Consider the following 13,807-nt stretch of genomic DNA (forward strand, 5'->3'; position numbering starts at 1 on the left):
TGGTACGGCTACGGGCGCCACGGTGACGCCCGTAGGGGAACGGCGCCGAAGCGCCGTCAAGGCGACTTAGCCGGCGGCCGTCAGGCTGGCCAGCAGCGGGTTGGCCACCGCGAAGTACATCGCCAGCGCCACGCCGATCAGGAACGCCGCGTCGATCAGGCCGGCGAGCAGGAACATGCGGCCCTGCAGCAGCGGCACCAGCTCCGGCTGGCGGGCAGCGGCTTCGAGGAACTTCGAACCCATCACACCGATGCCGATACAGGCGCCGAGGGCACCCAGGCCGATGATCAGACCCAGCGCGATGGCGGTGAAACCCTGGACTTGCGCGATTTGAACGATAGCTTCCACGACGATCTCCTCAGAAAGAAAAGCTTTGTTGTTCGATTGAACGTTGTTCGGTTGAAAATTGTTCGACTAGTAAATTGTTCGACTAGAAGCGGACAGCAAATCAGTGGTGCTCATGGGCCATCGAGATGTAAACGATGGTCAGCACCATGAAGATGAAGGCCTGGATCGAAATGATCAGGATGTGGAAGATGCCCCACACGGTGTAGCCGACGATGCCCATGCCGTAGAGCAGCCAGCTGCCGGCACTGAAGAGCCCGGCAATCAGCATGAACACGAGTTCGCCGGCATACATGTTGCCGAACAGTCGCATCGCCAGGCTCACCGGCTTGGAGAGCAGCTCGACCAGGTTCAGCGCGAAGTTGGGCAGCCACAGCAGCGGATGCTTGCCGAACGGCGCAGTGAACATCTCGTGCATGTAGCCGTTGAAGCCCTTGGCCTTGAAGCTGTAGAAGACGATCAGCACCAACACCGTCAGCGACATCGCGAAAGTCATGCTGGTGTCGGCCGTAGGAACGGCGCGGAAATGGCCGATGCCGAATTTCTCGGTGATCCAGGGCAGCAGGTCGACGGGCAGCAGGTCCATCGCGTTCATCAGGAACACCCAGACGAACACCGTCAACGCCAGCGGGCCGAGCACGCGGCGATCGCCGTGGAAGACGTCCTTGACCTGGCCGTCGACGAACTCGAGCACGATCTCGACGAACGCCTGCCCCCTGCCCGGCACGCCGGCGGTGGCCTTGCGCGCCTTCATCCAGAACCACAGGCAGAACAGCACGCCGAGCACCAGCGAAACGGTGATCGAATCGATGTGCACCGCCCAGAAACCCTCCGGATTGGTGTGCGGAGTCAGGTGCTTCAGGTGGTGCGAGATGTATTCGGTAAGACCGCCCTGCGGCTCGCTTGCCATGTGTCAACCCTTGAATCGAAACGCCAGCAGATGAACCGCGTAAGCAGCCGCCAGCCCCGTGATGGCGGCCAGCGGCGGCAGTTTTAGTTTGATCAGGATCACGCCCATCCCTCCGATGACCGCGATCCACTTGAGGATCATGCCCACCAGCAGACGTCCCAGCGCCATGCCCGCTCCGTGCGTCCCGGCGAAGGCCCGCGCGCCAAGCAGCGCGTTGCCCAGCGCCACCACGAGGGCGCCTGCAAGGGCCGCCAAGGCTTCGCGGCGCCCCTGCATCAGGAAGACGAGGCCGACCAGCGCTGCCACGGCGACCTGCCACATCACGATGCGCAGGGCCAGACGACGACCGGAGGCAAGACTGTTGAGCACGTGTGTTCCCGCGCGGCTTCGCACCAGGCGTCACCCTTGCAGCTACGGGCCACGATCCAATCCGCAAAAGTATATCAGCCGGCCATTTGCAGGGACAAGCCGCAGGCCTGCGACATCTTGTCGTGCGGGCGCTGACGTTCACTTTGGACGGGGCGCAACTTCTTGCGCAGGGCGAAAAAAAGGGCCGGACAAAAGTCCGACCCTCAGGAATGCGCCTTCGGCGGGGAGGACGGGGCGCGGGCAGAAGCCTTTAGCGGGCGGCCGCCTTGCGGGCGCCGGTTGTACCCGGAACGACCGCATCGTTGGCGGCTGCGAGCGGCTGCACCAGCGCACCCAGCGACTCGGCGGTCTGGCGACCAACGGCCACCAGGCTCTGGCTCAGAGTCACGGCCTGCTCGGCCTGCGCACGACCCAGCGCTACACCCTTGTCCCACAGGCCGCGCATGGCCTCGGGATCGCGCGCCTCGCCAGCAGCAAGCAGGAAATCGGCGCTGGAGCGGGACTGCTGCTCCAGCGCCCCCAGCTGCAGGCCCGCGGCCTGCTCGAGACCCTTGAGGACCAGCGCCTGCGCCTTGAAGGCGTTGTCGGCGAACTGGCGGGCATAGGCAAACGCCTGGAAATCGAACGACTTGGTCATGGCTTGTCCCTCACGGGAGTCTTGGGAGTAGGACAAGCCTAGCAACAATCTTTGTGCAACGCAACATTTCCGCATTGGAAATGGCATCGATGCCCGCTCAGTGCGGTACTGCGCCGCGTCAGAAGCTCCCGCGGCTGCAGCTCGCACCCGAGGTGCAGGTCTCGTGCACCACCACCCGGTCCAATGCCGGAAGCCGCGGCTCCAGGCGGCGGAAGATCCAGCGCGCCAGCATCTCGCTGGTCGGGTTCTCCAGCCCCTCGATCTCGTTCAGATAGTGGTGATCCAACTGCTCGAACAGCGGCGCAAACGCCGCCTTGACGTCGGCGAAATCCATGACCCAACCCATGGCCGGGTCCAGCTCGCCTTCGACGTGGATCTCGATGCGGAACGAGTGCCCGTGCAACCGCGCGCACTTGTGTCCGGGCGGCACGTTGGGCAGCCGGTGCGCCGCCTCGATCTGGAACACTTTATGGATATGCATGGCGAACGATTGTATGTCGTTCCACGACGAACGCCGGACGACGAAAGAAGATTCGGAAGAAGGCACGGCGCCGCGGGCGCGTGGTGGCTATGGGTGGACTCGAACCACCGACCCCAGCATTATGAGTGCTGTGCTCTAACCGGCTGAGCTACATAGCCATGGGGCGTCGCCGGCGCGGGGCGCCAACGGAGCCCGGCAGTGTAATTGGCCCACCCGGCCGGTTCAAGCCTCTTCGCTTTCCATCGCCACGCGCGCTATGGTTGGATTCGAAGCTCCAGGCCGCTCGATGGGCGGTACGCGGGCTCGAGGAGGCGACATGATCGATGCGGATGGCTATCGCCCGAACGTAGGCATCGTGCTGCTGAACGCGGAAGGCCGCCTGTTCTGGGCGCGTCGCGTCAGCCACGACGGCTGGCAGTTCCCGCAGGGCGGCATGCGCAGCGACGAGACTCCGCTGGAGGCCATGTACCGCGAGCTGGCCGAGGAAACCGGGCTGCATCCCGAACATGTCGAAGTCGTCGCCAGTACCCGCGGCTGGCTGCGCTATCGCCTGCCCAACCGCTACGTGCGCCACCATCAGCGCCCCACCTGCATCGGCCAGAAGCAGGTGTGGTTCCTGCTGCGCCTGGTCGGCGGCGAGGACGCACTGAAGCTGGACGCCTGCGACAAGCCGGAGTTCGACATCTGGCGCTGGGTCGATTTCTGGTATCCCGCCGTGCATGTGGTCAGCTTCAAACGCCAGGTCTACGAGCGGGCGCTGCGCCACTTCGCGCCGCTGGTGGAGGCGTTGCTGAGCGTCGAGCTCGGCGCCCTGCCACGCCATGCCGACGGCTCCCGGCCGGGCAACCGGGCGGTCGCCTGAACGACACCGCGAAACCTAGTTGACAATCATTCGCATTCGCGCTGGAATGCGCGGCCATGTACATCTGCCTTTGCAACGCCGTGACCGACGGCGACATCCGCCGCGCCGTCTCCGATGGCGTACGCACCTTCGCCGAACTGCAGGCGCGCACGGGCTGTTCGGACTGCTGCGGCTGTTGCGAACCCGAAGCGCGCGCCACACTGGACGCCGCGCTGGCGCAGGTGACGTTCCCGCTGCCGCTGGTCACCGCCTGATCCGCCTCGGGCGAACACCAAACCGCAACCATTCGCGTTTCTACCTGCGGGCGCCCAAGCCCGTATAGTCACCGGCCGACCCTGCACCGGAGACTTCCCCATGAAAGGCGACGCCAAGGTCATCGAGTACCTCAACAAGGTGCTCTACAACGAACTGACCGCGATCAACCAGTACTTCCTGCATTACCGCATGTTCAAGGACTGGGGCTACGGCGAGCTGGCCGAGCACGAGTACAAGGAGTCGATCGAGGAGATGAAGCATGCCGATCGTCTGATCGAACGCATCCTGTTCCTCGATGGCCTGCCGAACCTCCAGCATCTGGGCAAGCTGCGCATCGGCGAGAACGTGCTCGAATGCATCCAGGGCGACCTGGACCTGGAACTGGCCGCGGCGATCGATCTTCGTGCCGCGATCGCGCACAGCGAAGGCATCGCCGACTACATCAGCCGCGACCTGTTCAAGACCATTCTGCACGACGAGGAAGAGCACATCGACTGGCTGGAAACCCAGCTGAACCTGGTCAAGGACATCGGTGCCGAGCGCTATCTGCAAAGCAAGATGGGCTGATTTGACTTTCAAGGCGGGCGTCAGCCCCCCCTTGGGTGACGCGGCGACGCGCTTGGGCTGAGGGCCACGCTGCGAGGTTCGTTGCGCAAAGCGTGCGGCCGTTCCTTGACGCTTTCGTCACGCTGCGGCTATACCGGTCACCCCAGTAGTCCCGGATTTTCCCATGGCTTCACGCCCGCCTCCGCGCTTCGTCGTGCGCCCGCACGATGAGGCGAGCCTGCGCCGCCGACGGCTGTGGCTGGGCGCGGCCTGGCTGGCCAGCGTGCTACTGACCGGCGCCGTGGTTGGAACGCTGGCCTGGCGCACGACGCCCGCCGCGGTCGACCATCGCGAGGCCAGGAAGCTTTCCGCCGAGAACGAACAGCTCAAGCAGCAGCTCGCCAATCTCAAGCGCGCGCAGCAGGTAACGGACATCGCGACCAAGTCGCTGCGCGGCACGCTCACCGAGCGCGACGAGGAGATCAACGGCCTGCGCGCGGACCTGGGCTTCTATTCGCGGCTGGTCGGCGGCAACGCGCAGCGCGAGGGCCTCAAGGTGCAGGAGGTGCAGCTGCGCCCGGTCAATGGGTCGCACGCCTGGAACCTCGCGCTCAGCCTGACCCAGAACGCCAAGCGTGGCAGCGACGTCAGCGGCGCGGTGACGCTCAGCGTCGAAGGCGTGCGTGGCGACAAGGTGGTGGCGCTGGGCTGGTCCCAGCTCGGCGACGCCGCGCAACAGGACGGCCTGCCCTTCCGCTTCCGCTATTTCCAGCAGCTGCATGCCACGTTCATGTTGCCGGCCGACTTCAAGCCGACGCGGCTGCGCATCCACGTCAAACCCGGGGATGGCGCCGCCGTCGACCGCGCCGTGGCGTGGAACGATGCGTTGTCCGGCAACCTCACCACGATCGAAGGGGGAAACTGATCATGTTCAATCGACGCCGCACCGACCGCTCCGACAGCAGCAACGACACCAGCCTGATCGCCCGCGGCACGGTGATCCGCGGCGACCTGCGTTTCAGCGGTGCGCTCCACCTCGACGGCCGCATCGAAGGTACCGTGCTGGCCGATGGCGAGGACGCCGTGTTCACCGTGAGCGAGTATGGCCAGGTGCAGGGCGACATCCACGTGCCGCACGTGATCGTCAATGGCTCCGTGCAGGGCGACATCCACGCCGGCGAGCGGCTGGAACTGGCGCCGCTGGCGCGCATCACCGGCGACGTCCACTACCGCACGCTGGAAATGGCTGGCGGCGCGCAGGTGAACGGCCGCATGAGCCATCGCGTGGAACCGACCGCGCGCGAGCTGCCCTCGCCGGCGCAGCCCGACGCGGAGCTGGACGAAGCCGTGCCAGCCTGATATCCGGAGGAATCGGTGTCGCGAGCGCCGGCCGCCCGGCAGGCGTTATCCTTGAGATCGCGCCTCCGCAACCGCACATTCGCCCCATGGAAACCCTCGTCCCGATCCCCGACTACCGCCAGGCCAACGCGCCGCTGGTGTTCACCGAGGCCGCCGCGCGCAAGGTGCACGAGCTGATCGTCGAGGAGGGCAATCCCGCGCTGAAGCTGCGCGTGTACATCTCCGGCGGCGGCTGCTCGGGCTTCCAGTACGGCTTCACCTTTGACGAAGCCCAGGCCGAGGACGACTTCGCGCTCGACCGCGAGGGCGTGACCCTGCTGGTCGATCCGCTGTCGCTGCAGTACCTCACCGGCGCCGAGATCGACTACGCAGAAAGCCTGTCCGGCGCGCAGTTCGTGATCCGCAATCCGAACGCCAAGACCACCTGCGGCTGCGGCTCCTCGTTCTCCACCTGAACCGCATGGCCATGCCCGTCACCAACATCTTCGCTGGGCTGAGCCTGGTGCTCGACCGCATGGCCGAGCGCCGCGACGAGGAAGCGTGGGTCGCCGAGCAATGTCGCTGCGCTCAGGCGCGCTATCTGGTGCTGGATCCTTCGGGCGAGAGTTATCTGCTGCGCGAAGCCGAACATCTGCGCTGGCTGGGCGAAGCCGAGCGCCGCGAGCTGTTCGCCGACGTGCCCGCCAGCCTGCTGGGCATCGCCGAAGGCTGCCCGCATTTCCTGCTCGCGCTGGACGAAGTGCCGCTGGCCGAAGCACTTGAGGACCGTCTCGCCGCCCGCCGCATCGGCCTGCGCGAAGCCGGGTTGCGCCTGCCCGCCGCCGAGGCGGGACTGTTCGCCTACGCCAAGGGACTGGCGCACTGGCAGCGCGAGACGCGCTTCTGCAGCGGTTGCGGCGCGCCACTGGAGCGGGTCGCCGCAGGCCATCGCATGCGATGCACCAACGCGTCGTGTGGCCGACTCCATTTTCCGAGAACCGATGCGGCGATCATTACCATCGTCGAACACGAGGGCGCCTGCCTGCTCGGGCGCCAGGCGAGCTGGCCGAAGGGTCGCTGGTCGGCGCTGGCCGGATTCGTCGAGCCGGGCGAATCGCTGGAAGACGCCGTGCGCCGCGAGGTGGCCGAAGAAGCCGGCGTGCGCGTTGGCGACGTGCATTACCACTCCTCGCAACCGTGGCCGCTACCCGCATCCTTGATGGTCGGCTTCATCGGCCAGGCGGTCGACACGACGATCGACCTGCGCGACGGCGAGCTGGAAGAGGCACGCTGGTTCACGCCCGCGCAGATCGTGGACGGCCTGGCCGACGGCAGCTTCGCCACGCCGACGCGGCTGTCGGTGTCCTACCAGTTGCTGGCGCACTGGTTGCGCGAACGCGCAGGACTGGAACTCGACGAGCTCACGGCCGACCCCCTGTAGGAGCGCTCCTGTGCGCGACCGCGTGGCCAGGCCGTGCGTGTCGGTCGCGCATAGGAGCGCTCCTACAGGGAGACTGCATCGCTTGTCCTAGAATGGCCAGGCGTATCAAGGAAATCTCCGATGGCTCTCAGCCTGCTTGCCGCCCTCCTCGCCCTCGGCCTTCTGCATCTGCTGCCGCAGCTTGCGCAGTGGCGCGGCGATGGCGTGTTCCGTGGCTGGGTCAAGCAGCTGGACGACACCGCCGGACGGGGGCGCGTACTGCTGACGCTGGTGGTGCCGACGGTGCTCTGCCTGCTGGTGGCCGAACTGCTCGGCCGCGTGCCGCTGGGCGGCTTCCTGCAGTTGGCGTTCGCCGTGATGGTATTGCTTTACGGACTCGGACCGCACGCCTTCGAGGCGGACCTGGAGGCGATCCTGCACGCACCCGATCCGGTCGCCCGCCAGGCCGTCGCACAGCGCCTGGCCGAACCGGGTGCGCAGGTCGCCTGGAGTGCGCATGCGCTGGGCGAGGCGGTGGCGCTTGCCGCGTTGCGGCGACGTTTCGGGGTGCTGTTCTGGTTCTTCGTGCTGGGGCCGGCCGGTGCCCTGCTCTATCGGCTGGCCCAGACGCTGGGCCGTGACGACACACTGGCACTCGATGCCGCCAGCCGCCGCCACGCGCGCTACGTCGCCAACGCGCTGGACTGGCTGCCTGCGCAACTGCTCGTGTTCACCCTGGCGCTGGTGGGTCATTGGGATGCGGTCATGTCCGCCTGGCGTCGCTGGCGCCTGCACGCGGCGCCGACCAGCTGGTACACCGAGGGCCCCGATTTCCTGGCGGCCGCAGCCTGCGCCGACATCGAGGTGGAGATCGAGGCGGGCGATGGCTATGCCGAGGAGCGTACCGACCCGCTGCTGGAACTAGTGCGCATGCGCGGCGCGTTCCTGCGGGCCCTGCTGGCGTGGCTGAGCGTGGTCGCGTTGATCGTGCTGGGCGGCTGGCTCACATGACCCATGCAGGAGCACGCTTGCGGGCTCCTGCATAGAGAGGGCCTCAGGCCAGCGTGCCACGCAACTCGCGCACGCGCGCTTCGAGCGCGTCCAGCCGCAGCTGTTCCGGCATCACCGGTGCATCCACCACCAGCTCCACCCGCGCGCGGAAACGCCGCGGCAGGCGCGCCCGTCCCAGGCGCGTGTCGCGCCGGCTCCACACGCTGCCCCACAAACCACGCAGCGCCATCGGCACCACCGGCACCTGCCGCCATTCGAGGATGCGCAACACACCCGGCCGGAAGGGTCCGATCTCACCGTCGCGGGTGAGCCCGCCCTCGGGGAAGATGCACACCACTTCACCGGCGGCGAGCGCCTGGTCGATCGCCTCGTAGGCCGCCGCCAGCACCGCCGGGTCCTCCTTCTGGCCGGCGATCGGAATCGCCCTGGCCGTGCGGAAGACGAAGCGCAGCAGCGGGATGTTGAAGATCCGGTAGTACATGACGAAGCGCGCGGGGCGGCGCAGGTTCGCCATCAGCAGCAGCGGGTCCATGAAGCTTACGTGGTTGCACACCAGCAGCGCCGGCCCCTCCTCCGGCACGTGGCGCATGCCTTCCACGCGCACGCGGTAGAGCGTGTTGACCAGCACCCAGGTGATGAAACGCATCGGGAACTCGGGCACCAGCGTGAAGATGTACGCCGCCACCGCTACGTTGAGCAGCGCCGCGCCAAGGAAGGTCTCCACCGCATCGAAACCCAGCGCGCCCATGCCCAGCCCGAAACCGGCCGCCAGCACGATCAGCAGCGCGTTGACGATGTTGTTGCCGGCGATCACGCGCGAGAGCTGCTCGCGCGGCGCGCGTGCCTGCACGAACGCGAACAGCGGCACCACATAGAAGCCGGCGAACACGCCGATCAAGGTCAGATCCAGCGCCACGCGCCAGCTGCCGGCAGCCTGCAGAAAGGCCAGCCAATCCAGCCCCTGCGCCAGCGCCGCGCCGTGCCGCGCGAAGTAGAGATCCACGCCGAACACGGTCAGGCCAAACGCGCCCAGCGGCACCAGGCCAATCTCCACGCGCCTGCCCGACATCCGCTCGCACAGCAACGCGCCCACGCCGGTGCCGATCGAGAACAGGGTCAACACCAGCGTGTTGACCGAACCGTCGCCGCCGAGCGTCTCGCGCGTGTAGTTGGGCAACTGCGCGATCAGTACCGTGCCGAAGAACCAGAACCAGGAGATGCCCAGCACCGCATTGAACACCGCACGGTCGCGCCGCACGATCCCGAGAACGCGCGCGGTCTCGCTCAGCGGGTTCCAGTTGAATTTCAGATCCGGCGCGGTCGCGGGCGCCGCCGGGATGCGCCGGCTGGCCAGATAACCGGCCACCGCCACCGCGATCGTCGCGGCCGAGGCGAGCCACGGCCCGATACCGGCGACCAGCATCAGCGAATTGCCGGCGATCATGCCGACCAGCATCGCCAGCTGCGTCCCCATCTCCACCAGCCCGTTGCCGCCGACCAGTTCGCCGGGCTTGAGCGCCTGCGGCAGGATCGCGTACTTGATCGGCCCGAAGGTGGTCGAGTGCAGCCCCATCAGGAACAGCACCACCAGCAACAGCGTGGTGTCGTGCGTGTGGAAGCCGATCGCCGCCAGCGCCATCGCACCGATCTCGAACAACTTCACCGCGCGGATGATGCGCGTCTTCTCGTATTTCTCCGCCAACTGCCCGGCGGTGGCCGAGAACAGGAAGAACGGCAGGATGAACAGCGCCGGCGCCAGGTTGGTGTAGAGCGACACGCTCTTGTCGTCCAGCCCCATCTGGAACGCCACCAGCATCACCAACGCGTTGCGGAAGGCGTTGTCGTTGAACGCGCCCAGCGCCTGGGTCCAGAAGAACGGGGCGAAGCGGCGCTGGCCGAGCAAGGCGAATTGGCTCATGCGGGTCCTGGGCTGAGAGCTGGCGCTAGCCTAGCGTGAAAGCCGCCTTTGGCCACCGCCTCGTTGCGGGGAGGCCGCGATGGGCATACCTTCGGCGCGCGGAGGTTGCCACCGGGGGGTGGCCTGGCCGTATCCCGTGCCAGTGAGGCCTTCCGCGGCGCACACGGCGCCCGCCGACCTGGTGCCTGCGTTTCGAGCGGGGGAAAAGCGATGGACATGAGCCGGAGATATCTGGTCTGGGCGTTGTGCTATGCCGCCATCGGCATGGCGCTGGGCATCTACATGGCCGCCTCGCACAACCATGGGCAGTTGGTGACACACGCGCACGTGCTGCTGGTCGGCTTCGTGCTCTCGCTGGTCTACGGGCTCATCCACCGGCTGTGGCTGGATGCGCCGCGCCGCGCGCTGGCCCTGACCCAGTTCGTGCTGCACCAGTTGGCGGCCATCCTGCTGCTGACCGGCCTGTTCCTGCTCTATGGCGGCAAGGCCGGCGAGGAGACGCTGGAACCGCTGCTGGGCATCGGTTCGGTCGGCGTGCTGCTGGGCATGCTGCTGATGCTCTACATGGTGGTGCGCCCTGGCACCGCGACGGTGGTCGGACGATCACCCACGGACAAGGCAGCGATCTAGAAGCCTGGGCGGCAGAAACGTTCAGGGCTTCAAAGCGGCCTCGAAAGTTTCCTGTCGCCAGACTCCTGGTGCGCCCCACCCGGCATCGGCACCGAGGGATGAGCGGAACCCTCCAGGTGCCACGCGCCATCGTCATCGATCCTCAGGCACTGGCGGGCGGTGGCCGGGCATTGTCCGGCCAGGTGGATGCTGTCCACCGGAAGCTGCAGGCGCCACGCCAGGCCGTACTGCCCGACCGCGTAAAAGCGGTGGTCATCGCGGACGGCAACCCACAACGGCGGTTGGACGTTTCGACGCGCCAAATCCTCCAGCAGGCGCTCACCCCAATGGGCACGCCCGATCAGGCCCGGGTGATCCAGCTGGCGCGTCCCCTCGACCGCCGACCATGAGGAGAGCGCCAGCAACCCAAGAATGATCGCCACCCGCGGACTGGCCGCCGAACAGTGCGCCAGCACGATCGCGGGCAAGATCGCGGCGATCGCCGCGTAATACGGGTAGCTGTTCCACGCGAGCAGGAAATACGGACCGTAGGCGATACCGGCAAAGAGCACGATGGCAAGCCACTGGCGCGCACGCAGCAACGAACGACCTTGCCAGCAGGCGATCGCCGAAGCGGCCAGCAAGGGCAGTGCCGTCAGCGCCATCCACGCCAGGGCGCGCCAGCGGTCGCCGCCGACGGCCATGCGCACGGCCTCGCGCGGAACACCGGCCATCCAGCCGGCGAACGCAACCATGTTGCGAACCACGTTGCGACCGAACGTCAGTTCGTAGGCCGCATCGACCTGTGCCGCGAAGTGCGCGCGCAGCACCAGCCAGATCGCGGTGACGCTTGCGCAAGCGAGGATCGCAACGACCTCGCCGGCGCGCACGCGCAGCTGCCCGGTGAACAGCCGCACGACCACCATCAGGGCCACCGTCATCGCGGCCGATTCCTTGCTCAACAACGCAAGCGCCAGCGACAGCGGCATGCTTGCCAGCCACAGGGCGCGGCGCAAGCCTTCCGCGCTGGCTGCCTCGACCCAGGCGGCCAGGCACAACGTGGTGAACAACGTCAGCAACGAGTTGTTGACCGCCGCCGCCCAGTGCACCGGAAGCATGTGCATGCCCAGCCCGGCGTAGATGACCCCCGCCAGTGCCGCGGTCAGCCGGGGCGCGCTCCACTTGCAGGCACGACCGATGGCAAGCGCCAGAAGGAAGACACCCGCGCTCGCCAGCAGGTGCAGGGCCAGGCTCACCGCGTGGGTGGCCAACGGGCTGTCGTGCAGCACCCCGTCGATCAGGCGCCAGTAGCCTTCCTGGGAGAGCGGCCGCCAGAACCTGGGGAGCACCCTCGGCACGAAGTCCGACCACCAAGGCGCCGACGAGGCGTTCGTCGCATGGGCGCCGTAGATGTAGAGGTAATCGTCTCCCCAGAAGGGCGTGCGCAACGCCGGCAGCCACATGAGGAGGACCGAGACACCCAACAACGCGATGCCGACGCGCAGGATCGATCGCCGATGGTCGAGCACTTGATCGGTCATTCCCTTTGCCGCCATGACGCTTGGCTCGCCGTTTCCAGACGGAGCCTGGGGTAAGCGACGAGCGTGCGGCTATATATACGCCACGCGCGGTGTGGCGCTCGGCGACCCACCGTTCAGCCCGCGCGCCGCAGCGCCCGGTGCGCGATATCGCGGCGACAGAACGCACCGTTGAAATGGATCTTGGAAACCGCCTCGTAGGCGTGTTCCCGCGCCACGGCCAGGTCGCTACCCAACGCGCAGACGGTCAGCACGCGTCCGCCGGCGGTCGCTGCGCGGCCCTGCTCGTCGAGCTTCGTACCGGCATGGAACACCTTTACCGTCGGATCGAACGCGGCATCGAGGCCACCGATCGGATCGCCGCTGCGCACGCGGCCGGGATAGCCCTCGGCAGCGACCACCACGCCGATGGAGGGGCGGCTGTCCCATTGCGCGCGGGTGTGGTGCAGCTCGCCGTCCAGCGCCGCTTCAATCAACTCGACCAGGTCGGACTTCAGGCGCAGCATGATCGGCTGCGTTTCCGGGTCGCCGAAGCGCACGTTGAACTCAATGACCTTCGGCGTGCCGGCCTTGTCGATCATCAGCCCGGCGTAGAGGAAGCCGATGAACGGCGCGCCCTCGGCAGCCATGCCGCGCAAGGTCGGCTCGATCACTTCCTTGAGGATGCGCTGCTCGACCGCCGGCGTGACCACCGGCGCCGGCGAGTAGGCGCCCATGCCGCCGGTGTTGGGTCCCAGGTCGCCCTCGTCGCGACGCTTATGGTCCTGGCTGGAAGCCATCGGCAGCGCGTGGCTGCCGTCGCTCATCACGATGTAGCTGGCTTCCTCGCCCTCGAGGAACTCCTCGATCACCACGCGCGCCGAGGCGTTGCCGAACATGTGGCCTCCCAGCATGTCGTGCAGCGCCTGCTCGGCATCGGCCAGGGTCAGCGCCACCACCACGCCCTTGCCGGCGGCCAGGCCGTCGGCCTTGATCACGATCGGCGCGCCGCTGCTCTGATGGGCCTGTTCGCGCACGTAGGCGAGCGCGGCGTTGAGCTCGTTGAACACCGCGTAGCGCGCGGTCGGAATGTTGTGGCGGAGCAGGAAATCCTTGGCGAAGGCCTTGGAGCCTTCCAGCTGCGCGGCGATCGCACGCGGCCCGAAGATGCGCAGCCCGGCGGCGCGGAAGCGGTCGACCACGCCGGCGACCAGCGGCACTTCGGGACCGACCACGGTGAGCTCGACTTTCTCGGCCTTGGCCAGCTTGAGCAGCCCGTCGAGGTCGTTCATCGCCACCTCGGCGTTGCGCACGCCGCGCTCGCGCGCGGTACCCGCGTTGCCGGGCGCGACGATCACCTCGCTGACCCGCGGCGACTGCTTGAGCTTCCACGCCAGTGCGTGCTCGCGCCCGCCGCTGCCGATCACCAGAACCTTCATGCGCTCTCCGAAGCCAAGTCGCGCGCCCCGCGGCGCAGGCGCGCATTGTAGCGGCCGGGCGCCGTCCTGTAGGAGCCCGCTTGCGCGGCGATGCCTTGCCTCACACCGGGCGGGGCGAGCATCGCCCGCGAGCGGGCTCCTGCAAGGGGA

At 67.3% G+C, this 13,807-nt stretch carries 17 protein-coding genes and 1 tRNA gene; 9 read left to right on the forward strand and 9 right to left on the reverse strand.

Features of this window, described 5'->3' with window-relative positions:
• Window positions 1-66: 66 nt before the first annotated feature.
• From atpE to ACFWZ3_RS08240, 6 genes are all read right to left on the reverse strand, one after another.
• Window positions 67-348 (reverse strand): F0F1 ATP synthase subunit C, encoded by a 282-nt coding sequence (atpE, locus tag ACFWZ3_RS08215; RefSeq protein ID WP_209614961.1) that lies wholly within the window; start codon window positions 346-348, stop codon window positions 67-69.
• A gap of 100 nt (window positions 349-448) precedes the next feature.
• Window positions 449-1,255, reverse strand: a complete 807-nt coding sequence (gene atpB, locus ACFWZ3_RS08220; protein ID WP_439707252.1) for a F0F1 ATP synthase subunit A — start codon at window positions 1,253-1,255, stop codon at window positions 449-451.
• A gap of 3 nt (window positions 1,256-1,258) precedes the next feature.
• Complete coding sequence (locus tag ACFWZ3_RS08225) at window positions 1,259-1,624, reverse strand: hypothetical protein (protein WP_439707253.1); 366 nt, start codon at window positions 1,622-1,624, stop codon at window positions 1,259-1,261.
• A gap of 250 nt (window positions 1,625-1,874) precedes the next feature.
• Entirely contained in the window at window positions 1,875-2,261 is a 387-nt protein-coding gene (locus tag ACFWZ3_RS08230) for a phasin family protein (RefSeq protein WP_439707254.1), read from the reverse strand.
• 118 nt (window positions 2,262-2,379) lie between these two features.
• Window positions 2,380-2,742 (reverse strand): 6-carboxytetrahydropterin synthase QueD, encoded by a 363-nt coding sequence (gene queD / locus ACFWZ3_RS08235; RefSeq protein WP_439707255.1) that lies wholly within the window; start codon window positions 2,740-2,742, stop codon window positions 2,380-2,382.
• A gap of 81 nt (window positions 2,743-2,823) precedes the next feature.
• Window positions 2,824-2,900: transfer RNA gene (locus tag ACFWZ3_RS08240), tRNA-Met, on the reverse strand.
• Window positions 2,901-3,058: 158 nt separating this feature from the next.
• Here ACFWZ3_RS08240 and ACFWZ3_RS08245 point away from each other — a divergent pair.
• The 8 genes from ACFWZ3_RS08245 (at window position 3,059) to ACFWZ3_RS08280 (ending at window position 8,174) form a co-directional block, all read left to right on the forward strand.
• On the forward strand, window positions 3,059-3,604 hold the full coding sequence (locus ACFWZ3_RS08245) for an RNA pyrophosphohydrolase (RefSeq protein ID WP_439707256.1): 546 nt from the start codon (window positions 3,059-3,061) through the stop codon (window positions 3,602-3,604).
• Window positions 3,605-3,660: 56 nt separating this feature from the next.
• On the forward strand, window positions 3,661-3,858 hold the full coding sequence (locus ACFWZ3_RS08250) for a (2Fe-2S)-binding protein (RefSeq protein ID WP_439707257.1): 198 nt from the start codon (window positions 3,661-3,663) through the stop codon (window positions 3,856-3,858).
• A 100-nt stretch (window positions 3,859-3,958) separates the two neighbouring features.
• Window positions 3,959-4,426: a bacterioferritin gene (bfr, locus tag ACFWZ3_RS08255; protein WP_439707258.1), complete on the forward strand. Its 468-nt coding sequence runs from the start codon at window positions 3,959-3,961 to the stop codon at window positions 4,424-4,426.
• Window positions 4,427-4,589: 163 nt separating this feature from the next.
• Window positions 4,590-5,330: a DUF6776 family protein gene (locus ACFWZ3_RS08260; RefSeq protein WP_439707259.1), complete on the forward strand. Its 741-nt coding sequence runs from the start codon at window positions 4,590-4,592 to the stop codon at window positions 5,328-5,330.
• A gap of 2 nt (window positions 5,331-5,332) precedes the next feature.
• Entirely contained in the window at window positions 5,333-5,764 is a 432-nt protein-coding gene (locus tag ACFWZ3_RS08265) for a bactofilin family protein (RefSeq protein ID WP_439707260.1), read from the forward strand.
• Between the two features lie 86 nt (window positions 5,765-5,850).
• The gene (erpA, locus tag ACFWZ3_RS08270) at window positions 5,851-6,219 is read left to right on the forward strand and encodes an iron-sulfur cluster insertion protein ErpA (RefSeq protein ID WP_439700892.1); all 369 of its coding nucleotides are present in this window, start codon (window positions 5,851-5,853) and stop codon (window positions 6,217-6,219) included.
• Window positions 6,216-7,184 (forward strand): NAD(+) diphosphatase, encoded by a 969-nt coding sequence (gene nudC / locus ACFWZ3_RS08275; protein WP_439707336.1) that lies wholly within the window; start codon window positions 6,216-6,218, stop codon window positions 7,182-7,184. The genes erpA and nudC overlap by 4 nt, the downstream gene beginning before the upstream one ends.
• 120 nt (window positions 7,185-7,304) lie before the next feature.
• A complete protein-coding gene (locus tag ACFWZ3_RS08280) occupies window positions 7,305-8,174 on the forward strand; it encodes a beta-lactamase induction protein (protein WP_439707261.1) in 870 nt (289 codons plus the stop codon).
• A 43-nt stretch (window positions 8,175-8,217) separates the two neighbouring features.
• Here the strand turns inward: ACFWZ3_RS08280 and ACFWZ3_RS08285 are convergent, their stop codons facing one another.
• Entirely contained in the window at window positions 8,218-10,092 is a 1,875-nt protein-coding gene (locus tag ACFWZ3_RS08285; RefSeq protein ID WP_439707262.1) for an MFS transporter, read from the reverse strand.
• A gap of 216 nt (window positions 10,093-10,308) precedes the next feature.
• Between ACFWZ3_RS08285 and ACFWZ3_RS08290 the strand changes: the two genes are divergently transcribed.
• Window positions 10,309-10,722: a TonB-dependent receptor gene (locus ACFWZ3_RS08290; protein ID WP_439707263.1), complete on the forward strand. Its 414-nt coding sequence runs from the start codon at window positions 10,309-10,311 to the stop codon at window positions 10,720-10,722.
• Window positions 10,723-10,751: 29 nt separating this feature from the next.
• On the opposite strand, the gene ACFWZ3_RS08295 is transcribed toward ACFWZ3_RS08290, so the two are convergent.
• Entirely contained in the window at window positions 10,752-12,242 is a 1,491-nt protein-coding gene (locus ACFWZ3_RS08295; RefSeq protein ID WP_439707264.1) for a hypothetical protein, read from the reverse strand.
• Window positions 12,243-12,355: 113 nt separating this feature from the next.
• The gene (gene purD / locus ACFWZ3_RS08300; protein WP_439707265.1) at window positions 12,356-13,657 is read right to left on the reverse strand and encodes a phosphoribosylamine--glycine ligase; all 1,302 of its coding nucleotides are present in this window, start codon (window positions 13,655-13,657) and stop codon (window positions 12,356-12,358) included.
• Window positions 13,658-13,807: the final 150 nt, after the last annotated feature.

It is taken from the genome of Frateuria sp. GZRR35 (assembly GCF_051900415.1).
In the GTDB taxonomy this organism is placed as follows: Bacteria; Pseudomonadota; Gammaproteobacteria; order Xanthomonadales; family Rhodanobacteraceae; genus Frateuria_A.